Annotated in this window: 18 protein-coding genes and 1 riboswitch; of the genes, 16 read left to right on the forward strand and 2 right to left on the reverse strand. The window is 51.7% G+C overall.

Translation table 11 applies throughout. The features are described 5' to 3' along the window. Nucleotides 1–222 precede the first annotated feature (222 nt). The 3 genes from feoB (at nucleotide 223) to BMW41_RS14130 (ending at nucleotide 5,098) form a co-directional block, all read left to right on the forward strand. On the forward strand, nucleotides 223–2,688 hold the full coding sequence (feoB, locus tag BMW41_RS05015; protein ID WP_074649131.1) for a ferrous iron transport protein B: 2,466 nt from the start codon (nucleotides 223–225) through the stop codon (nucleotides 2,686–2,688). A gap of 114 nt (nucleotides 2,689–2,802) precedes the next feature. Then, nucleotides 2,803–3,077, forward strand: a riboswitch (cobalamin riboswitch). A 32-nt stretch (nucleotides 3,078–3,109) separates the two neighbouring features. Then, a complete protein-coding gene (locus tag BMW41_RS05020; protein ID WP_074649132.1) occupies nucleotides 3,110–4,351 on the forward strand; it encodes a sirohydrochlorin cobaltochelatase in 1,242 nt (413 codons plus the stop codon). Nucleotides 4,352–4,453: 102 nt separating this feature from the next. Further along, nucleotides 4,454–5,098, forward strand: coding sequence for a hypothetical protein (locus tag BMW41_RS14130; protein ID WP_083378789.1), 645 nt, complete (start codon nucleotides 4,454–4,456; stop codon nucleotides 5,096–5,098). Nucleotides 5,099–5,447: 349 nt separating this feature from the next. On the opposite strand, the gene BMW41_RS05030 is transcribed toward BMW41_RS14130, so the two are convergent. Next, nucleotides 5,448–5,657 carry a DUF896 domain-containing protein gene (locus BMW41_RS05030; RefSeq protein ID WP_074649133.1) on the reverse strand — a complete coding sequence of 70 codons (210 nt, stop codon included), beginning with the start codon at nucleotides 5,655–5,657 and terminating at the stop codon, nucleotides 5,448–5,450. 233 nt (nucleotides 5,658–5,890) lie between these two features. On the opposite strand from BMW41_RS05030, the gene BMW41_RS05035 reads away from it, so the two are divergent. From BMW41_RS05035 to rbr, 11 genes are all read left to right on the forward strand, one after another. Continuing rightward, the gene (locus BMW41_RS05035) at nucleotides 5,891–6,268 is read left to right on the forward strand and encodes a desulfoferrodoxin family protein (RefSeq protein WP_074649134.1); all 378 of its coding nucleotides are present in this window, start codon (nucleotides 5,891–5,893) and stop codon (nucleotides 6,266–6,268) included. A 5-nt stretch (nucleotides 6,269–6,273) separates the two neighbouring features. Further along, the gene (locus BMW41_RS05040) at nucleotides 6,274–6,522 is read left to right on the forward strand and encodes a hypothetical protein (protein WP_074649135.1); all 249 of its coding nucleotides are present in this window, start codon (nucleotides 6,274–6,276) and stop codon (nucleotides 6,520–6,522) included. Between the two features lie 164 nt (nucleotides 6,523–6,686). After that, entirely contained in the window at nucleotides 6,687–7,007 is a 321-nt protein-coding gene (locus tag BMW41_RS05045; protein WP_074649136.1) for a hypothetical protein, read from the forward strand. A gap of 3 nt (nucleotides 7,008–7,010) precedes the next feature. Then, nucleotides 7,011–7,865, forward strand: a complete 855-nt coding sequence (locus BMW41_RS05050) for a TrmH family RNA methyltransferase (protein ID WP_074649137.1) — start codon at nucleotides 7,011–7,013, stop codon at nucleotides 7,863–7,865. A gap of 253 nt (nucleotides 7,866–8,118) precedes the next feature. Further along, nucleotides 8,119–9,357 carry a dicarboxylate/amino acid:cation symporter gene (locus tag BMW41_RS05055; RefSeq protein ID WP_074649176.1) on the forward strand — a complete coding sequence of 413 codons (1,239 nt, stop codon included), beginning with the start codon at nucleotides 8,119–8,121 and terminating at the stop codon, nucleotides 9,355–9,357. A gap of 10 nt (nucleotides 9,358–9,367) precedes the next feature. Beyond that, nucleotides 9,368–9,550, forward strand: coding sequence for a DUF6472 family protein (locus tag BMW41_RS05060; protein ID WP_074649138.1), 183 nt, complete (start codon nucleotides 9,368–9,370; stop codon nucleotides 9,548–9,550). Between the two features lie 540 nt (nucleotides 9,551–10,090). After that, on the forward strand, nucleotides 10,091–12,319 hold the full coding sequence (nrdD, locus tag BMW41_RS05065; protein WP_074649177.1) for an anaerobic ribonucleoside-triphosphate reductase: 2,229 nt from the start codon (nucleotides 10,091–10,093) through the stop codon (nucleotides 12,317–12,319). 223 nt (nucleotides 12,320–12,542) lie between these two features. After that, nucleotides 12,543–13,070, forward strand: a complete 528-nt coding sequence (nrdG, locus tag BMW41_RS05070; RefSeq protein ID WP_074649139.1) for an anaerobic ribonucleoside-triphosphate reductase activating protein — start codon at nucleotides 12,543–12,545, stop codon at nucleotides 13,068–13,070. Nucleotides 13,071–13,804: 734 nt separating this feature from the next. After that, complete coding sequence (locus BMW41_RS05075; protein ID WP_074649140.1) at nucleotides 13,805–14,566, forward strand: transglutaminase domain-containing protein; 762 nt, start codon at nucleotides 13,805–13,807, stop codon at nucleotides 14,564–14,566. A gap of 189 nt (nucleotides 14,567–14,755) precedes the next feature. Beyond that, complete coding sequence (locus BMW41_RS05080) at nucleotides 14,756–15,328, forward strand: xanthine phosphoribosyltransferase (RefSeq protein ID WP_074649141.1); 573 nt, start codon at nucleotides 14,756–14,758, stop codon at nucleotides 15,326–15,328. A gap of 197 nt (nucleotides 15,329–15,525) precedes the next feature. Continuing rightward, nucleotides 15,526–16,077 carry a rubrerythrin gene (gene rbr, locus BMW41_RS05085; protein ID WP_074649142.1) on the forward strand — a complete coding sequence of 184 codons (552 nt, stop codon included), beginning with the start codon at nucleotides 15,526–15,528 and terminating at the stop codon, nucleotides 16,075–16,077. A 248-nt stretch (nucleotides 16,078–16,325) separates the two neighbouring features. Here rbr and BMW41_RS05090 read toward each other — a convergent pair whose 3' ends face one another. Beyond that, on the reverse strand, nucleotides 16,326–17,669 hold the full coding sequence (locus BMW41_RS05090) for an FMN-binding protein (RefSeq protein WP_074649143.1): 1,344 nt from the start codon (nucleotides 17,667–17,669) through the stop codon (nucleotides 16,326–16,328). Between the two features lie 407 nt (nucleotides 17,670–18,076). Here BMW41_RS05090 and BMW41_RS05095 point away from each other — a divergent pair, with 407 nt between their 5' ends. Then, nucleotides 18,077–18,901, forward strand: a complete 825-nt coding sequence (locus tag BMW41_RS05095; protein WP_074649144.1) for a mechanosensitive ion channel family protein — start codon at nucleotides 18,077–18,079, stop codon at nucleotides 18,899–18,901. Nucleotides 18,902–19,241: 340 nt separating this feature from the next. Further along, nucleotides 19,242–21,026: a CHASE2 domain-containing protein gene (locus tag BMW41_RS05100; RefSeq protein ID WP_074649145.1), complete on the forward strand. Its 1,785-nt coding sequence runs from the start codon at nucleotides 19,242–19,244 to the stop codon at nucleotides 21,024–21,026. Nucleotides 21,027–21,086 lie beyond the last annotated feature (60 nt).

Genomic DNA, 21,086 nt, shown 5'->3' on the forward strand with positions numbered 1-21,086 from the left:
TATGCGGTAATCCCTGTTACCATTGATCTTTTCAATCATCAGTATACAGGTAAATCCACGGTGCTACAAATGTGGGGTCACTTCATATTATCTAACTTGAGTTAGTGCGCCAGCCCCATGAAACCATTTCTCACACTTTTCCGACAGAAATATACATAACAAAAAGACACCGGAAATCATCACCTTATAGTATGATATGCTTGAGCCTGGAGGACAAAAAATATGACATTAAACGAATTGGAGACAGGAAGATCCGCCCGGATTCTCGCCGTCGGCGGCGAAGGAGCACTCCGGCAGCATTTTCTTGATATGGGCGTCATTCCCGGAGCGGAAGTTACGCTGGAAAAACTGGCACCGATGGGGGATCCGATGGAGCTGAGACTTCACGGATATGAGCTGACCATTCGACTGGCGGACGCGGCAAAAATTGAGATTGAAGAATCGGTGCAGCTCCGGCCGGAACCGGCGGATCATACAGGAAGCGGATCAAATAAAGAAAAAACCAGAGACAGAAGGAAAGACCGGAAGAAAAGTTCCGGTGAGACCGATGAGAAGACGATCGCGGCGGATCACCGGAGCAATCCGTATATGGAAGCGGAAGGAATCCGCCAGTCGGCACATCCGGGCCTCGGAGAAGGCGGGCGCTTTCATGTGAAGGCGGACGAACATCCGCTTCCGGACGGGACAAAACTGACCTATGCCCTTGCCGGGAATCAGAACTGCGGAAAGACCACGCTCTTTAACCAGCTGACCGGATCAAACCAGCATGTCGGCAATTTTCCGGGAGTTACGGTAGACCGGAAAAGCGGATCCATCAAAGGTCATCCGGAGACGGAAGTAACCGATCTTCCCGGAATTTATTCCATGTCCCCTTATACAGCGGAAGAGATTGTGTCCCGTCAGTTCATTCTCGACGAAAAGCCCAGAGGCATCATCAATATTGTCGATGCCACCAACATTGAGCGAAATTTATATCTCACCATGCAGCTGATGGAACTGGATGTACCGATGGTTCTTGCCCTCAACATGATGGACGAGATGCAGGGAAACGGAGGATCCATTCTCATCAACCGGATGGAGGAACTGCTCGGACTTCCGGTTATCCCGATTTCTGCAGTGAAAAATGAAGGCGTACGGGAATTGGTAGATCATGCCATTCACGTGGCAAAATATCAGGAACGGCCGGGACGACAGGATTTCTGTGATCAGGGGGACCACGGCGGAGCGGTTCACCGCGCGCTTCACGCGATCATGCATCAGATTGAAGATCATGCCCAGAGAGCGGGCGTACCGCTTCGTTTTGCGGCGACCAAGCTGATCGAGGGGGACAGCCGCATCCTTCGTGCGCTGAACCTTGAACAGAATGAAGAGGAGCTGATCGAGCATATCATCGTCCAGATGGAGAAAGAGCGCGGTCTGGACCGGAGCGCTGCGATCGCGGACATGCGATTTGCCTTCATTGAAAAACTGATCTCCGAGACTGTTATCAAACCGAGAGAATCCAAAGAGCATGAGAGAAGCCGGAAAATTGACGAAGTCCTGACCGGAAAATACACGGCGATTCCCGCATTCATCGCGATTATGGGCCTCGTATTCTGGCTGACGTTCAATGTAATCGGGGCATTCTTTCAGGAAAAGATGGAGGAAGGTGTCGGCGCGCTGGCTGAATTCTGCGATGGGGCAATGACGGCGGCCAATGTCAACGAGGTTCTCCATTCCCTCGTGATCGACGGCGTCTTTGAGGGTGTCGGATCCGTGATCAGTTTCCTTCCGGTGATCGTGATCCTGTTTTTCTTTCTGTCGCTTCTGGAGGATACCGGTTACATGGCGCGCATCGCGTTCGTTATGGACCGCATCCTTCGAAAAATCGGTCTTTCCGGGCGAAGCATTGTTCCAATGCTGATGGGATTCGGATGCAGTGTGCCGGCGGTGATGTCATCCCGCACGCTTCCGTCGGATCGTGACCGCAAGATGACCATCATGCTGGTTCCGTTCATGAGCTGTACGGCGAAACTGCCGATCTACGGTTTCTTTACGGCGGCATTTTTCCCGGATAACGCGGCAGCGGTGATGATCGGCCTCTATCTTCTGGGAATTCTCGTCGGCATTCTGACGGCAAAGATCTCCAAAGAGACCTATTTCAGGGGGGAAGCGGTTCCGTTTGTCATGGAACTTCCGAATTACCGGCTTCCGAGTGCGGGCAATGTGCTCCGTCTTTTGTGGGAGAAGGCGGCGGATTTCCTTCAGAGAGCATTTTCCGTCATCTTCCTTGCATCCATCATCATCTGGTTTATGCGTAATTTCGGCACGGACCTGCGGATGGTGAACGATTCCGCGGACAGCATTCTCGCAAGGGCGGCCGGCGCCATTGCCCCGGTGTTTGCACCGCTGGGATTCGGCGACTGGAAGGTGGCGACCGCGTTGATCTCCGGATTTATGGCAAAGGAGAGCGTGGTTGCGATCCTGAACGTTCTTTACGGAAGCGGCGGGATTGCCGCGGCCCTCGATACGGCATCGGCCGCAGCACTTCTCGTGTTCTGTCTGCTGTATACGCCGTGTGTCGCGGCCATTGCGTCCGTGAAGCGCGAGCTCGGCGCAAAATGGGCCTGTTTCATCGTTCTGTTCCAGTGCACGGCCGCATATCTTGCGGCGTTTGCGGTGAAACTGCTGATGGAACTTGCGGGGTAAAATCTGCAAAGAGAACCATACAGAAGCCTGCACCGGAGACGGTGCAGGCTTTTGCCGTATATGGAAGGAAACAGAGAAGGTATTTCTATTCCATTTTTTGTGTGCTATAATCGTTGAGTTGCAAAGGATACAGGTGCCGCGTAAAAACGGTGAAAAGGGAAACAGGTGCAAATCCTGTACGATCCCGTCACTGTGAATGAAGAGCAGAGGCCAGACGCCACTGAACCGTCTATTCGGAACCGGCTGACATGATCAGAGAATGCTTCGGAAAATCCGGAGTACAGGGGAGGAAATGCCGGAGTACGTTCCGGACAGGAGAACCGTTCGGGAAGGCGGCCTTACGAAACGCTTCATGAGTCAGGAGACCTGCCTGTATTCATCATTTTACATATGTCCACGAGGATGGACAAAAGGAGACATTATGAAAAAGAGAAATCTGTACACCGCAGCAATGCTTACACTGGCGCTTTCTGCAGGCGCGGCAGCCGGATGCGGATCTGCTTCCAAGACCGCAGCGACCACCGCAGCCGCAACCACTGCAGCCGAGACTGCGGCGGAAAGCACAGCAGAAGAGAGCAGCGCAGCGGTATCCGCCGATCAGGAAGCAGCAGATAAGGTGGCTGCCATGATCGATGCGATCTATGTTCAGGAGAGAACCGAGGACACTGATCGCCAGTGCGAGGAAGCAAAGAAAGCCTGGGACGCACTGACCGACGCGCAGAAAGAACTGGTTTCCGGTGAGGAAGCTGATCCGGATTATTTCGGCAGAGACACCGGCGACGCATCTAGGGATGACGCGCTGAATGCCGACGGCATCGGCGAGAAGGAACTTCTGGTTGTCAGCTTCGGAACATCCTTCAATGACAGCCGTGTGGATGACATCGGCGGCATCGAGAAGGCTCTTCAGAAGGCAAACCCGGACTGGTCGGTCAGAAGAGCATTTACGGCACAGATTATCATCAACCATATTCAGGCAAGAGACGGCGAGAAGATCGATAACGTGGAGCAGGCGCTGGAGAGAGCCGAGAAGAACGGCGTAAAGCAGCTTGTGGTTCAGCCGACGCATCTGATGCACGGTGCAGAGTATGATGAACTCTGCGAGGCGATCGAGAAGCACAAGGCATCCTTCGAGTCGGTGAAGATCGCAGAGCCGCTTCTCGGAGAAGTAGGAGAGAACGAGCAGGCAGTCAACGACGACAAAGAGGCGGTTGCAAAGGCAATTACCGCGGAAGCCGTAAAGACAGCGGGATTCGACAAACTGGAGGATGCGGAGAAGGACGGAACCGCATTTGTATTCATGGGCCACGGAACCAGCCACAAGGCAGCCGTTTCCTACAGCCAGATGCAGGCGCAGATGGAGAGCCTCGGATATAAAAACGTATTCATCGGCACCGTTGAGGGTAAGCCGGAAACCACTTCCTGCGAGAGTGTGATGGAGGCCGTGAAGAAGGCTGGATTCAAGAAGGTTGTTCTCAGACCGCTGATGGTCGTTGCCGGTGATCACGCAAACAACGATATGGCCGGTGATGATGAGGATTCCTGGAAGAACCAGTTTACTGCGTCCGGCGCATTTGAGAAGATCGACTGCCAGATCGACGGTCTCGGCAGCATCGCAGATGTTGAGAAGATCTATGTGGAGCACACCAAGAACGCGATTGGCTGAGAAACGAAGAATAAAGAGGAACGCAGAAGAGCAGAGATCCGGGGGAAATGACATGGCAGCTGCCGGGAGAGATCAGACCGTCGGATAAAGGAGAGATATCATATGAAAAAGGCAAGAATCGCCGCGATCGGAGCGGCTCTGCTTCTGACCGCCGCTTCCGCCTGCGGCAGCAATGCTGCCGGCTCCGCTACGGCCGGATCTGCATCGAAGACGGCGGAGTCCGCTGCGGTTTCGACTGCAGAAAACGGTGCATTAGAGACAGCGGCCGCAGAAACGGGAGAACCGGCTTCGGAAAGCACCGGAGAAACCAAAGCGGACGGGACGAAGGGCGCATCGGCTGAGAACGCAAAGAATGTGTCCGCAGCGGCAAAGACATTAGAGGACGGAGTCTATCAGGCAGAATTCAAGACGGACAGTTCCATGTTTCACGTCAGTGAGGCAAACGACGGAAAGGGAGTTCTTACCGTCAGGGACGGGAAAATGACCATGCACGTCAGCCTTGCTTCCGTGAACATCATGAATCTGTTCTGCGGAACCGCGGACGAAGCGCAGAAAGACGGGGCGGAAATCCTGTCTCCGACCATCGATACGGTGAAATACAAAGACGGAACGACGGAGGAAGTCAACGGATTTGATATTCCGGTTTCCGTGATCGGCGAGGAATTCGACTGCGCGATTCTCGGAAAAAAAGGCAAGTGGTATGATCACAAGGTTCAGGTTCTGAATCCGGTGAAGGCAGAGCAGTAAAATATTCGCTGCGCGGATCCCCGCGGAGCGTTTGACGTCATAAGAGTTTCGGAAAAAGCAGCTTATGATACGGGAAAGAGCTTCGGCGATCCCCTCTGTGAGGGGAAGCCGAAGCTCTTTTCTGGTTTCATAGGAAATTTCTCCGAAATTCCCTATGAAACAAAACGCTCCGCGAGGATGCGCACGCTGCTGTAAGGAAGCTGTCACCTAACGGTGACCAGCGGCGGCGCGCAAAGTCCGCAAGCGGACTTTGTTCTTATTCGGGAATATTTCGGAAAATCCTTATACCACAAAAATGCTTCGCGAGGATTCGTGCGTTGCGGTAAGAAATTATGTTCCGAATTTCCGGTTACTTTCCGGACTTTCTGCGGAGCGGGGTGATGGTGCCGTCCGGATGCTGAATCGACATGCTGTCGAGATTGCCGCGGAGACTCCGGCGGATGTCCGCGATGTACTGTTTGCGGAGTGCGGCCTGCTCTTCGGCTTCCTGCGCGTTCAGTCCCTCGGATTTGGATTTATGATAAAGTTCGTTGATTCGTGCAATCTGTGCTTCGGTCATATCGGTTTCCTTTCCTTCCTGTGTCTGCCGGCCTGCCGGCAGAGATGTTCCGTCCGACTATATCATTTTTTGGGCATTCTTGCAAATCCGAAAAACAGTGATTATTTTGCGGAACCGCCTGTGTTGACATCGGATATGAATATTGGCTATTATGGAAATAACAGATAACCTTACCGGAGGTGTGAATCCGGCGTTTAAGATCCGCCGGAGTAGGCGGCAGAAGGGAGAAGTCGATGGTTTTTTACAGATGTGAAGGATGTGGCAACTTTGTGACGTTTCTTACCGAGAAGACAGCCTGTACACCGAAGTGCTGTGGTGAGCCGATGAAAGAACTGACACCGAACACAACCGACGGCGCTTTCGAGAAACATGTACCGGTCGTAAAAGTCGACGGAAATCAGGTTACGGTTACGGTCGGATCGGTAGAACATCCGATGATGGACAATCACTACATTCAGTTTATTGTTCTCGAGACAAAACAGGGTTATCAGAAGAAGGATCTCAAGCCGGGCGAGGCGCCGACGGCATGTTTTGCACTGGCAGAGGGCGATGCTCCGGTCGCGGCATATGAATTCTGCAATCTGCATGGTCTTTGGAAAGCGGAGATCTGATCAGAATGGAAGATGAGATCAGACTGTTAAATAAGATTATTGAGGCAGCAATCCAGCATGGAGGAAATGACGGCGATCCTTACTTCAGCGACCCGGAGACACTGGCGGACGCCATGCAGGAATGGCTCGAACTGATGAATTATGACGGGCAGTATGTCATTGACGACGACAACGGCGAATTTCTTCAGTTTATTCCGGCAGAGACAGAAGCCGGAGAAGATGATGAGGATGACGAGGAGAAGGCGGACGAATAACAAATAAATCCGTCAGGGAGAGACATTCTTTGGTTTCTTCCCGGGCTCTTTTCATTTTCGTGCGCTGGAAAATGAGGTATAATAGCAGGCACAGCACATTTCGGAAACGAATGGCTGTGCCTGTTTTGCTGCAAAAAAACTGTGGAGACCTCAGAGGTGAGTGGATGGAGGAACCGAAGCCGCCCTGCGGTCTTTGGACCGGGATAGAGAAAGAGGAGAAGATGAATATGAACCGATATGCATTTGATAATACGGAAGACACCGAGGAAATGTCCGATCTCGAACAGTCACTGGAACCGGTGATCGATCCGGGGGTGAATCCGGCATATTACGGGCAGAGTGAGGAGGATACCGCACCGGATCCGGAAGAACTTCTGGACGGATATATTCAGGTGCTGAAGGCACTGAATTACGATAATGAAAACATTGCATACGCGGCGGGTACTACTCTGGAACGCGTGCTGGAAGTGGTCGGTGAGGACTGAGATATGGACAGAATGATCAGAATCCGTTCGCTTGATATTCCGGAACTCGACGTTTACGCGGGACACTCTGAGCCGGAACTCAGGCATTTGTACGAACCGGACGGAGGTGTCTTTATCGCTGAAAGTCCACTGGTTATCGGGAGAGCGCTTGACGCGGGATATGAGCCGCTATCCCTTTTGGTGCAGGAAGATAAATCGGATGCAGCGACGCAGGAGACCATCCGCAGAGTGGCCGGTTGGAGAAACAGTGACCGTGAAGAGAATGACGGCTCACCGGTTCCGGTCTATGCCGCTCCGATGGAACTGCTGACCGGCCTGACCGGCTTTCAGCTGACCCGCGGCGCCATCTGCGCGATGCGGCGGAGAGCACAGACGGCGCCGGAAGAGATCCTGAAGACGGCCCACCGGATCGCGGTACTGGAAGATGTGGTCAACCCCACCAATGTCGGAGCGATCATCCGCTCCGCGGCGGCGCTGGGGATGGACGCGGTGCTTCTGACGCCGGCCTGCAGCGATCCCCTCTACCGGAGAGCGGCGAGAGTCAGCATGGGAACCGTGTTTCAGATCCCGTGGACCTATCTTCCGGAAGGGGCCGGCCCGGAGTATCTGAGAAGACTGGGATTTTCCTCCGCGGCGATGGCGCTTCGGAACGACACCATGGCGATCGGGGATCCGCGTCTTGCGGAGATCGACCGCCTGGCGGTATATCTCGGAACGGAGGGGGAAGGTCTGAGGGAAGAGACCATTGAGGCCTGTGATGTGACCGTGAAGATCCCGATGTACCACGGGGTGGACTCCCTGAATGTGGCAGCAGCCAGCGCAGTGGCATTTTTCGCACTGAGCCGGAAGGAAGAATAAATGCCCCGCGGGGATGACCGGCCGAAGGCCGCAGGTCTCCCGGCAGGACGGAAGGGACAGCGGGCGGAAGTCTGCCTGCGGACGCTGAGCGAAAGAAACGTTTGTGCAGATTCATGGTAAAACGGTAGAATAAACCGGTTAGTTATGATAATATTTTTGGGGTAATAACCATTATGACCAGAAGGCTCTTCGGGATCGGGGGAGGATAGATCGGCGGATGAGCCCGACGGAACAAAACAGGGGGAAATGGAATATGAAAAATGGTTTTTTCAGCAGTCTGCCGTTCAGGCTCCTTCTCGGACTTCTGATCGGTATCGGTCTGGGACTTGTGCTTGAGGGTTCGGATCAGACACTTGTCGGCGGCGCGGTCCTGAACATTGTGGTAACCGCAAAGTACATCTTATCGCAGTTTATCGGTTTCTGCGTTCCGCTGATCATCATCGGATTCATCGCTCCGTCCATCACAAGACTGGGACAGAACGCATCCCGCATGCTGAAGGTTGCACTGGTAATCGCCTATGTTTCATCCATCGGCGCCGCGCTGTTCGCAACGGCAGCAGGATACACGATCCTTCCGCATCTGAACATCAATCCGAATGTGGATGGACTGAAAAATGTTCCGGACGTAGTCTTTGCACTCTCCATCCCGCCGATCATGTCGGTGATGTCCGCGCTGTTCTTCTCGGTTATGGTCGGACTGGCGGCCGCATGGAACAACAGTAAGAATGTAACCGCGATCCTGGAGGAGTTTCAGAAGATCGTTCTCAGCATTGTCACACATTTTGTCATCCCGGTACTTCCGTTACTGATCGGATGTACATTCTGCACGCTGAGCTATGAGGGAACGATCACCAGGCAGCTTCCGATCTTCCTGATCATCATTGTCATTGTTATGGCCGGCCATTATATCTGGCTGACGCTGCTCTACAGCATTGCCGGCGCTTATTCCGGAAAGAATCCGATGGCGATTCTGAAGAATTACGGACCGGCATATGTGACCGCGGTCGGAACCATGAGCAGCGCGGCGACACTGTCTGTTGCTCTCAAGTGTGCGGAGAAATCCGTTCCGCCGCTGAGAAAGGATATGGTTCATTTCGGCATTCCGCTGTTTGCCAATATTCATCTGTGCGGATCGGTTCTGACGGAGACCTTTTTCGTTATGGCAGTATCCAGGATGCTTTACGGTGTGTATCCGGAACCGGGACAGATGGTTCTGTTCTGCCTGCTTCTCGGTGTCTTCGCGATCGGCGCGCCGGGCGTTCCGGGCGGAACGGTTATGGCCTCTCTCGGACTGATCACCGGCGTTCTCGGATTTGACGAGAACGGAACCGCACTGATGCTGACTATTTTCGCGCTTCAGGATTCCTTCGGAACCGCCTGCAACGTAACCGGCGACGGTGCACTGTCGTTGATTCTGACCGGTTATGCCGAGAAACATTCGATCAACGAGCAGGAGACCGAAGCTGCGGCAAAAATCAACGCTGAAATTTAAGGAGAAATGAATGGGAACCTGTGAGACCTGTGCGTATTACGCATATGATGAAGACGAGGACGATTATTTCTGTGAGGCTCAGATGGACGAGGACGACTACGCCCGTATTCTGGAAGGCCGCTACAAACAATGCCCGTTTTACCGCAATGACGACGAGTATGCCGTTGTGCGGCATCAGGCGTTCGGACGGTGACAGGTTCTCCGGACACCGTTGTGCGGGCCGGAAAGGAGACCACAAGATATAGTGGTCCGACTATTCCGGGACAGGACTGCGGAAACAGAGAATAAATCAGACACGGCATGCCGGCTGCGGTGTGCCGTGTTTTTTTGACCTTTGTTCCGTAAGCATTGGTAATAATTGATAAATGACGCATTTATGCGGGATTTGCGGACCTGCTCCACGAAGCTGCCGCGGAGCCGATGCGAAAAAAGAACGAGGTTTTTCAGCAGAAAACAGGCAAAAAACGATTATACATCATATTGAATAATCAATTCAGGACAGACACTATATATTGTGTTTTCGGCATAATTTACAATGGACAATACCGGAGGCCGAGACTATAATAAGTGAGGCTCAAAGATAGCCGTTGGTCCGCGAAAGATACCGACACCCGTAAACTATGAACGATGCGGGCGCTGCGGGAGCGGACCGGAATGAATAGACGAAAACCGGGAGGAAATGGAAATGTACGACGAGTATCTGGATGGAAACCTTGGTCTGGAAGAGCAGCAGATCTTTGTAATGAAGCGCTCCGGTGAGAGAGTGCCGTTTAATCCGGAAAAGATCGAACATGCGATCTGTAAGGCAAATAAAGAAGAAGGAATTCTGTCTGAGCGTCTGACTGATGCACAGATTCATGATGTTGTGATCGGAATTCAGAAGGATGCTCGAAATGCAGGAAGAGATCTTTCCGTTGAAGAGATTCAGGATAAAGTAGAAGATGCGCTGATGGGAACCGGAAAACACAAGGTTGCAAGGCTCTACATCACTTATCGCTATAAACACAACGAAATGCGCAAGATGAGCGACATCGACCAGAAGATTTCCGGTGTTGTCGAGCGCGACAATGAAGAAGTAAAGCAGGAAAACTCCAACAAGAATCCGACCGTTCTCTCGGTTCAGAGAGATTATATGGCCGGTGAGTGGAGCCGCTATTACACCAACCGTTACCTCCTTCCGGAGGATATCACCACGGCCCACAAAGAGGGCGTGATTCATTTCCACGATGCGGATTACTTTGCACAGCATATGCACAACTGCTGTCTGGTGAATCTGGGTGATATGCTCCAGAACGGCACCTGCATCAGCGGTACGCACATTGACACGCCGCACAGCTTCAACACCGCCTGCACGGTTGCATCACAGATCGTCGCTCAGGTTGCATCCAGCCAGTACGGCGGACAGACGATCACCATGTCTCATCTGGCACCGTTTGTCGACGCCAGCCGTCAGAAGATCGCAAAGCGACTGAAAGGTGAGTTCGAGGAGGCCGGAATCGAAATCTCCGACGAGAAGTTTAAGATTCTGGTGGAGAAGGAAGTGCGCAAAGAAGTGGAATCCGGATGTCAGACCATCCAGTACCAGCTGATTACCCTTCAGTCCACCAACGGTCAGGCACCATTTGTCACCGTATTCCTTTATCTCCACGAGGTTCCGGAGGGGCAGACCAGAGATGACCTTGCCATGATCATTGAGGTTATGCTGGAACAGCGGATTCTCGGCGTTAAGGACCGCAACGGCACCTATATCACACCGGCGTTCCCGAAGCTGATCTATGTTCTGCAGGATGACAATGTGGAAGAGGGATCCCGGTATTTCTATCTGACACAGCTTGCCGCAGAGTGCACGGCCAAGAGAATGGTTCCGGACTACATTTCCGAGAAGAAGGCACTGGAGCTGAAGGGCGACTGCTATCCGTGCATGGGATGCCGCTCCTTCCTGACACCGGACCGCTTTACGGATGCCGGCGTCGGCAACATCGGCCATGCGGGGAATTTTGACGAGACAAAGCACAAGTATTACGGCCGCTTCAATCAGGGTGTGGTTACCATTAACCTGGTGGATGTGGCGTGCTCTTCCGGAAAAGATGAGGAAAAGTTCTGGGAGATCATGAACGAGAGACTGGATCTCTGCCACCGGGCGCTCCGCATCCGTCACGAGAGACTTCTCGGCACACCGTCCGACGTCGCTCCGATCCTCTGGCAGGACGGCGCGCTGGCAAGACTTGCACCGGGCGAGACCATTGACAAGCTTCTCTTTGACGGATACTCTACGATTTCTCTCGGATATGCCGGCCTTGCCGAGTGCGTTTACTATATGAAGGGCACCTCCCACACCAGTGAGGAGGGCGAGCAGTTCGGCCTGAAGGTGATGCAGGCGTTAAATGATGCATGCCAGAAGTGGAAGAAAGAGGAGAACATCGATTATTCCGTATACGGCACTCCGCTGGAGTCCACTACTTATAAGTTTGCGAAATGCCTGCAGAAGCGATTCGGCAAGATTCCGCATGTGACGGACAAGAATTACATCACCAACAGCTATCACGTTCATGTAACCGAGGAGATCAACGCGTTCGACAAGCTTTCCAAGGAAGCAGAGTTCCAGGTGCTCTCTCCGGGCGGCGCGGTAAGCTATGTGGAAGTTCCGAATATGCAGAACAACCTGAAAGCGGTTCTCGCGATCATGAAGCATATGTATGACACGATCCTCTATGCGGAGCTGAACACAAAGAGCGATCTCTGTGAGGAGTGCGGCTACAATGGCGAGATCCAGATCGTGAAGGATTCCACCGGAAAGCTTGTGTGGGAGTGTCCGAACTGCAAAAACCGCGATCAGTCGAAGATGCATGTGGCAAGACGGACCTGTGGATACATCGGCACACAGTTCTGGAATCAGGGCAGAACTCAGGAGATCGCCGAGCGCGTGATGCACGTGTCGGAGAATACCTTCTGCAAGGGATGACCGCAGCGCAGCGCCGACGGCTTTGACCGTGCAGAAGCGGGATTATAACATGAACCAAAAGGCTTTGAAGGGATTCCTTCGGAGCCTTTTCCCTTGTTTCGTCCCGTTGGCTTTGGGGATTCCATGAAGCCGGGGAACGTTGTATAGTAGAGATAACAACAGGATGCTTTCGCGGAGAAATGCGGAATGCAGAATAACGTATTGAAAAAGGAGGCAGAACGGTATGCATATCGGCGAGATAATCAAGACAGATTGCGCAAACGGAATCGGAATCCGGCTGACTCTTTTCGTGTCCGGCTGTACGAACTGCTGTCCGGGCTGTTTTCAGCCGCAGACGTGGGATTTTAACTATGGAATTCCGTATACGGAAGAGATCGAGCAGAGCCTGATGGATGAGCTGAAAAAGCCGTATTACGACGGAATCACGATTCTCGGCGGGGAACCGTTTGAAATCCCGAATCAGGAAGTGCTGGTCCATCTGATTCTCCGCATCCGGGAAGAACTTCCGCAGAAGACGATCTGGATGTTTACCGGGTTCACTTATGACCGGGATCTGGTGCCGGGCGGCTGCCGTTACACGAAAGTGACGGATTCCATTCTGGATCACATTGACATTCTTGTCGACGGAAAGTTTGTGGAGGAGCTGAAGAACATCACTCTGAAATTCCGCGGTTCGGAAAACCAGCGGATTATCGACATGAAGAAGACGAGAGCGCAGGGAAGCGTGGTACTGGACCCGCTGAACGACTGAAAGTAACCGGGGACAACGGAGAATAAGAGAATCACGGAGAGCAGGTAAATGTGCCGGCCATCAATTGTACGAGCGAATATCGTACATTTGATGGCCGATTTTTTTCATAGGAAATTTCGGAGAAATTTCCTATGAAAAAAACGCTCCGCGAGGATGCGCACGCCGCTGTAAGCAAATTCACTAAGCTCGAGAAAACCTCGCTAAGTGAATTTCCATGGCACGCACTAAGCTCGAAAAGACCTCGCTAAGAGCTTCGCCAAGGAAGCTGTCACCTAACGGTGACCAGCGGCGGCGCGCAAAGTCCGCGGGGCTCCCCTCAGGACTGAGGGGATGGGGGAGCCGAAGTCCGCTTGCGGACTTTGTTCTCTCCGTCATGGGCGGATCTTCCTTGCTAAAAAATTAAAAACAACATTTAAAATATATTAAATAAATAAATGAACGACGTGGCGCAATCAGAATTGATGCATCAAAAAAGGAAAAACGTGAATTATATATGATTTTTTATTTAGGATAAAAGTGAAAAAAACGGTAATAAAAGACAAATAAGAGCATAATGTGAACATAAAACATAGATATGAAAAATAGATAATTAAAATGAACACAAAAAACAGCGAATAACTCTCCGAAAATATCAAATCCACTATGAAAAACCGGTACGGATCATGTATGATTCAATCAACAGATAGGAATACTGAAATGTGATTGAATTTATGATTATTGCGAGGAGGGATTATATGAAGCTCAGACGATTTTTCCAGAGCCTCATGGCTGCTGCGGCAATCACAGCAACAATGACCCTTACCTCTTTTGCGGGCGTAAAAGATGGTGGATTTCTTACTTCAAATAGCAATGGATATATTTTTAATTCTGTATCGGGAAGTGATCTTTCCGGATGTTATGTTCAGGCGGAAAAAATGCTGAACACCGCCTGCCCGGCGGTTGGCATGACGACACTGGATAAGGTTTACAGTACCAACACCGGCAATATTCTGATTTCGGCTGAGAGCGCAGAAAAACTGGACTCGATTCAGAATCAGGTGGATGCATGGCTGGCGGACAATATCCAAAACATCGTTCCGCAGGGAACACCGGCAGCAGATATCCCGCACACAGCCGCTGTATGGGTTTCCGACCGGATGAATTATGACCGGGCAGCCATCGGCAATTCCGAACTTGCCAGAAGTTATCAGTCAGCACTCCGGTGCTTCACCGAGGGAAAAGGCATCTGCGCGACATACGCATATGCGTTCAATTCCATCATATCCGCAGTTCCGGTAGCAAATGGCATTGTGGATTACAATGCAGCAAATCCATCCTATCTCGCCGCACGTTTTGTCTACAATAACGATCATGCATGGTCAGCGATCAATGACAACGGCATCTGGAGATACTACGATGTCTGCAACTACGATGCTGACCGGAACCCCGCATATCTTGATATGAATCCGGATACCATGAATGCCGGAGGATACCGCGATATCAAGGTTGCATTTTGAGAAAGCCTGCCACTCTTCCTTTTCGATAAAAACTCTGGGGTGCAAGGCCTGACTGATCCCCCCTGATCGGTCAGGCCTTGCCGAATGCATGTATGATTTTGAAGAATGGAAAAACAACTGTTTACGCTCCGAATGTTGTGCGTTATAATAGGCGGAAATACAAATTGCAGAGAAGCAGGAGGAAATACAATGCAGGAGTTGAAAGACCGCATCCTGAAAGACGGACAGGTTAGACCGGGAAATGTACTGAAGGTGGACAGTTTTCTGAACCATCAGATGGATGTTGAACTGTTGGATCATATCGGGGCGGAATTCTATCGACTCTACAAGGATGCCGGTATCAATAAGATTCTGACAATCGAGGCATCCGGAATCGGCATTGCCTGTCTTGTCGCGACTCATTTCCACGTGCCGATGGTATTTGCCAAGAAGGCTAAGAGCATCAATATCGACGGCGACGTGTATCATTCCAAGGTTCATTCCTTTACCTATGGAAAGGATTATGATATCACGGTTTCACAGAAATTCCTGAATAAAGGTGACCGGGTGCTTCTGATCGATGATTTTATGGCGAACGGAAAGGCCATGAACGGACTGATCGATGTCTGTGAGCAGGCAGGAGCGGAGATTGTCGGCATCGGAATCTGCATCGAAAAGGGCTTTCAGCCGGGGGGAGAGGATCTTCGAAAGAGAGGATTCCGTGTAGAGTCTCTGGCGATTGTGGAAAACATGACCGACGATTCCCTGACATTCCGCGAGTAAGCCTCTTTCGGTGATGAATGCGGTTCTGCCGGAGAAAAACCGTACACACTCCTGGTTTTCTGATTATAATAAAGATATCAACGTCTTTCGGCCCCATCATTTTTGTCCGGAGCTGACCGGCAGGTCCGGATTCTTCGGCAGAAGGGAGAGACCGGGAGAATATCATCGATTGCAGTACGGAAAGGAGTGCATTACCAATGGCAGACGTAAAAAAGAATCCATATGCCGGAACAAAGACCGAAAAGAATCTCTGGGAAGCTTTTGCCGGAGAGTCTCAGGCAAGAAACAAATATACATATTTTGCTTCGGTTGCGAAAAAGGCCGGATATGAGCAGATTGCCGCGATGTTTCTCAAGACAGCGGACAATGAAAAAGAACATGCGAAGCTCTGGTTTAAGGCTCTGGGCGAGTTAGGTGATACCGAACAGAATCTGGAAGCGGCTGCAGCCGGTGAGAACTATGAGTGGACGGATATGTATGAGCGCATGGCGAAAGAGGCGGAGGAAGAAGGCTTTACCGCATTGGCCGCTCAGTTCCGCGGTGTGGCGGCGATCGAGAAACTTCATGAGGAGCGCTATCGGAAACTTCTCCATAACGTGAAAGAAAAGGAAGTTTTCGAGAAGAGTGGTGTCACGGTATGGGAATGTCGTAACTGCGGACATGTTGTGATCGGAACCAAGGCTCCGGAAGTCTGTCCGGTATGCAATCACCCGCAGAGCTTCTTTGAGGTTCGCGAGGAAAACTATTGATTGGTTCCCGGGAGGGAAGAAAACAGAGGGATAGGAACTGTCCCTGACTGGCTCTGAACGTTATCAGAACGGCAGACAAGCGAAACGCGTTTCGCCTGTCTGCCGTTCTTTTTTGCTTTTGGAGAGGAAATTTCTCCGAAATTCCCTATGAAACTAAAACGCCCCGCGGACTTTGTTCTATAAAAATGAGGCGAAACACGCTTTGCGTGTTTCGCCTCGCGTATGCGATTGCAATATCGTTGGCAGGATTACTGCTTTGCAGCGTCACCGATCAGGGCAACGTAGCCTGCGGTATCTGCCAGAGTTGCGCCGGATACGGAATCGACAGCCTTCTCGTTCTTTCCGAGGGCGATGGTCTCATCGATGGTCATTCCGTCGACAGCCTTCTGGATTGCATCATAGTTGTCATCAATGCGGGTGGTAGCTTTTGCGTGATCGGTCATCAGCTTGCTGTAGTAGTCTGCGCTTGCACGCTTGGAAGCAAGGACAACGTCGGCAGCATAGCCATCTGCAAAGTCTGCATCGCTGTTCGGAACACCGACAACGGTGGATTCACCCTTCGGCATGAACTGGAACTCATCGATCCAGCTGAGGATAACCTTGGAGCCGTCGGTCAGAACTGCAGCGGTGGAGAAGCCCTTTGTACCGTGAGCAGCACCGATCTTAAAGTTCAGCTTCAGAGCGGAAGCATCGCCGTCAAATGCGACAGCCGGTGTCTTTTGCGCAGCCTTGGCCGCGTCTGCGATCGCCTGAAGATAACCGGCGGTATCAACGAGAGTCGCGCCGGATACTGCGTCAACAGCCTCTTTGCCCTTTGCGGCTGCGGCGTCGATCTCAGAGATGGTCTTGCCGGCTGCAAATGCCTGAATTGCATCATAGTTGTCGTCGATGCGGATGGTAGCCTTGGCGTGGTCGGTCATCAGCTTGCTGTAGTAGTCTGCGCTCTCACGCTTGGAGATGAGAACCTTGCCTTCTGCATATCCGGCACCGAAATCGCTGTCACTGTTCGGAACGGCAGTGATGCCCTCGGTTCCCTTATCGGTAAACTGATATTCATCAATGTAAGCGGCAACAATCTTGTCACCGGATACAACGGAGGTAACCTGTGCGAAGCACTTTGTGCCGTGAGCGGCTGCGAGAACCTGACCGATCTGAAGACCGCCCTCGACGTTGACTTCCTCTGCTTCTGCTTTTGGCTCTTCCGCAGCGGCAGTCTCTGCAGCAGTCTCCTGTGCAGCGGTCAGAGTCTCACCGAGCGCCTGAGCAGCAGCTTCCTTTACGGCTGTGCTGGTGATGGTTGCGCCGGATACGCCGTCGATATCAGCCTTCCCTGCGGTGCGGAGCTGTGTTGCGAGCTCAGCGAGTGCTGCGCCGCCGATTTCCGGAGTCTCCTTTTCACCGCTGATCTTAACGTCAACGATCGCACCGTTCTCTCTGGTAAGGGTTACGGTAACGTCACCGCCGAAACCTTTTGCTGTGCCGGTAAGAACCTCCTGGTTCGCCTTCTTCTGTGCATTGAGCTGGTTTCCTGCAAATGCGATGGCCGCACCGCAGAGAACCATTGCGGCCGCACCGATTACATGATTCTTCATTACAACCTTCCTTTCATCTTGTGAAATACAAATAAGCCGGGGCCTGATCTATCGTCATCGGATATCCGGATGATGCTTCCAATGCAGAGGATATCCCTAAGAGTGCAGACCTTGGCGGTAGGATTTTATCAGATTTTATGCGGGATGTAAACATATGCGGTTCATTTTCACGCTTTGCCCTTTCTTTAGAACAATCCGGAGAGAAAATTTGAAAGTAGACTTTCAAACTTTGATTGACGGCTCAAATAGAAAAGCAAGCTTGTCTGCTTGAGCCTGGAGGACAAAAATATGGAAGAAAACAGAAAGAATGAATTCATTTCGGACAGTGGACGGATAGTATATAATCTTTTTATCAAGGGAGACAGTATGTCTCCGGGAAAATGAGTTTAAGGTAAGGAGAGAGGATTATGGAGAAACTGTTTGAGATTTTTCCGGGAGGACAGGCCGGCGTATTCCGGCTGATTGGCGTGGGAATGACGGTGCTCATCACGCTTGCGGTACTGAAGATCAGCGATCAGGCACTTCAGCGCCTGGAGAGAAAGCGGGCGGGACTTCCGCACAAATTTCTGCACAGCTGCCTGAAGGGTGTCATTCTGGTGATTGGCCTTTTTGCGGTTTTATCGCAGTTTGAGCTCACAAGAGATTTCAGCACAACCATTCTTCAGAGTGGCTCTCTGATCATTGCGGTTGCCACCTTTGCAGCGCAGAAGACGCTGGGAAATGTGATCAGCGGCTTCTCCATCTCGGCGTCAAAGCCCTGCGACATCGGACAGAAGATCCGGGTGGTGTCCGGAGGGACCACCCTTGCGGAGGGGCTTGTCCGGGACATGACGATGCGGCATGTGGTAATCGAGCAGTATGACGGACAGGCCTGCATTCTTCCCAACAGTGTGATCGACAGTTCGGTGATCGTGAACACAAACTATATCGAGAATGTGGGCAATTTCATGGAGTTCGAGATCGCCTTCGGGTCGGATGTGGAGAAGGCAAAAGCGATCATTCTGGAGGAATGCCGCAGAGAGCCTCTCCTGATCGAAGTTGACCGGATCAGCGTTCTGGTCAACCGGCTGACGGCCAACGGAATCGTGCTGAAGTTCACCGCCAAGACAAAGGATCTGAATGACAGTTTCCGTGCGTGCAGCAATCTTCGCCAGCACGTGGTGGAAGCATTCGATAAAAACGGGATCGAGATCCCTTACCAGACCGTAACGGTGCTGAAGGATCGTGCCTGACAGAGGAGATGGAAGCGAACGAGCCGACGACCGTTCTGCACCAGCACCGGTTTTGGTTCACAATATGCAGATACGAGCATAATCATAAAAAAAACACAATAAGAATAAAATGAGAAAATAGCGGTGATTTATGTGCATTATAATGAAAGAAAGATGGAATAACGGCGGATATTTATGATATTGTGCGAAAAAAATTACATATAATGTCGAACAATTGAAAGATAAAAATGCAAATGCTACTATATTTAATAATGTATTGCTATAAAATGGATATTTAGAAAAACATAAACAATTCTGAATGACAGCGGGTGAAAAGATGATCAGGCGCGGACAAGGGATAATGGCCTGGTTTTGGTATGCTGTTCCGATTATGCTGACGCTTCTGCTTCAGGTCAGCGGTGTCATGAATACGGCGGAGAACACTCTGGAGGATCGTTTTTTTCAGACGGGAAGCAGAGTCTCTCCGGAAATCTACGTGATCGGTATTGATGAAGAATCTTTGGCGTATTATGGAGCGTTTCATCAGTGGGGAAGAGAAAAAATTGCGGAGATGGTGCGCTATCTGACAAGGGACGAAGCATCAAAACCGGCGGTGATTGCGATCGATGTCGGCTTCTATGGACAAAAGGAAGCGGATTCCGACCGCGAACTGACGGAGGCGGTAAGAGATGCCGGCAATGTTGTGCTCGTTTCGGCAGCAGCATTTGGCACGGTTCTTCGCGATGAGCCGAACGGAACATTCTCCGGCAAAAATCAGGTTATCTTGTTTGATGAGCCGTTTCCGGCTCTGAAGCAGGCAGCTAGGGCTATCGGTCATTCCAATGTTCAGACGGATTCGGACGGCTTCGTCCGTCATGCTGCCGGGGATCTGACTTTTTCCGGAACAAACTATCCGTCTTTTGCGTATCAGATCTATGCACAGTACACGGGACAGAGAGACCGGGACTTTGCCAGAAAAGACAAGGGCTTCTACATACGGTATGCGGGGAAACCGCATGATTACTATGGAGCGGTCGGGGCAGGATGCTCATTCCGCAAGGTTCTGAGCGGAGAGTATCCGTCGGAGGCATTTGCCGGCAATATTGTCCTGATCGGTGCGTATGCGTCCGGAATGCAGGATCAGTATTTTACGTCAGTCAGCCACGGGACACCGATGTACGGTGTTGAGATTCAGGCAAACATTGTCCAGCAGCTTCTGGACAATGCGGACGTTCGGGAAATGGCGCAGGATATGCGGATCTTCCTGACGATGGCGGTCGGGATTCTGACCGGAGCGTTCCTTATTTTTCTGAGAACCAGGATTTCCATCGGACTGAGTGTATTTGGCGCGGTGTGCTATCTTCTCGGAATCCGGATTCTGTACAGGGAAAACTTGGTGATCTGTCCGGTGTTCTATGTTCCGCTGGTGGTGACCATGCTTGTCATCGGCCACATTGCGGTCCGCTATTTTGCGGTATATCGGGAGAAGAAAAAAATGATCGCCGATTACGGCAGATACCTCTCACCGGAGATCGCGGCAGCCATCGCGGATACCGGCAATGTTCCGTTTTCGCTGGGTGGGCGGAAAAAGGATATTGCGGTTCTGTTCGTCGACATCCGGAATTTTACAACTCTGTCGGAGGAATTTCGACCGGAAAAAGTGGTGGAAATGCTGAACCGGTACCTCGGAATCACGACGGACGGTATTCTCCGGAATAAGGGTACGGTGGACAAATTTATCGGCGATGCGACGATGGGACTCTTTAACGCTCCGTTGGATCTTGAGGATTATACGTACCGTGCGGTGTGCGCGGGACTCTATATGGCGGAGCAGTCGGGACGGCTCAAAAACGGTCTTCCGGACGAGATGAAAGGGAGAGTCGGTTTTGGGATCGGCATCAACTGCGGAGAAGCCATCGTCGGAAATATCGGGACGGATTTCCGGATGGAGTATACTGCCATCGGGGATACGGTGAACACTGCGGCGCGCCTGGAGGGTCAGGCCGGAGCCGGGGAGGTGATCATCAGCCGGGAAGTGTATGACCGGGTTTGCAGCCGCATTGAGTGTGAGGACCGCGGTATGGTTCGACTCAAGGGAAAGACGGAGGCAGTTCACATTTACCGGGCCCTGCGTGTGAAGGAGTGAAAGCGCCGGAGGGTGACGAAACGGTGCGGATTGTCTGCACCGGAGAAATGCAGCAATACA

It is taken from the genome of [Clostridium] aminophilum (assembly GCF_900101295.1).
In the GTDB taxonomy this organism is placed as follows: Bacteria; Bacillota; Clostridia; order Lachnospirales; family Lachnospiraceae; genus Clostridium_R; species Clostridium_R aminophilum_A.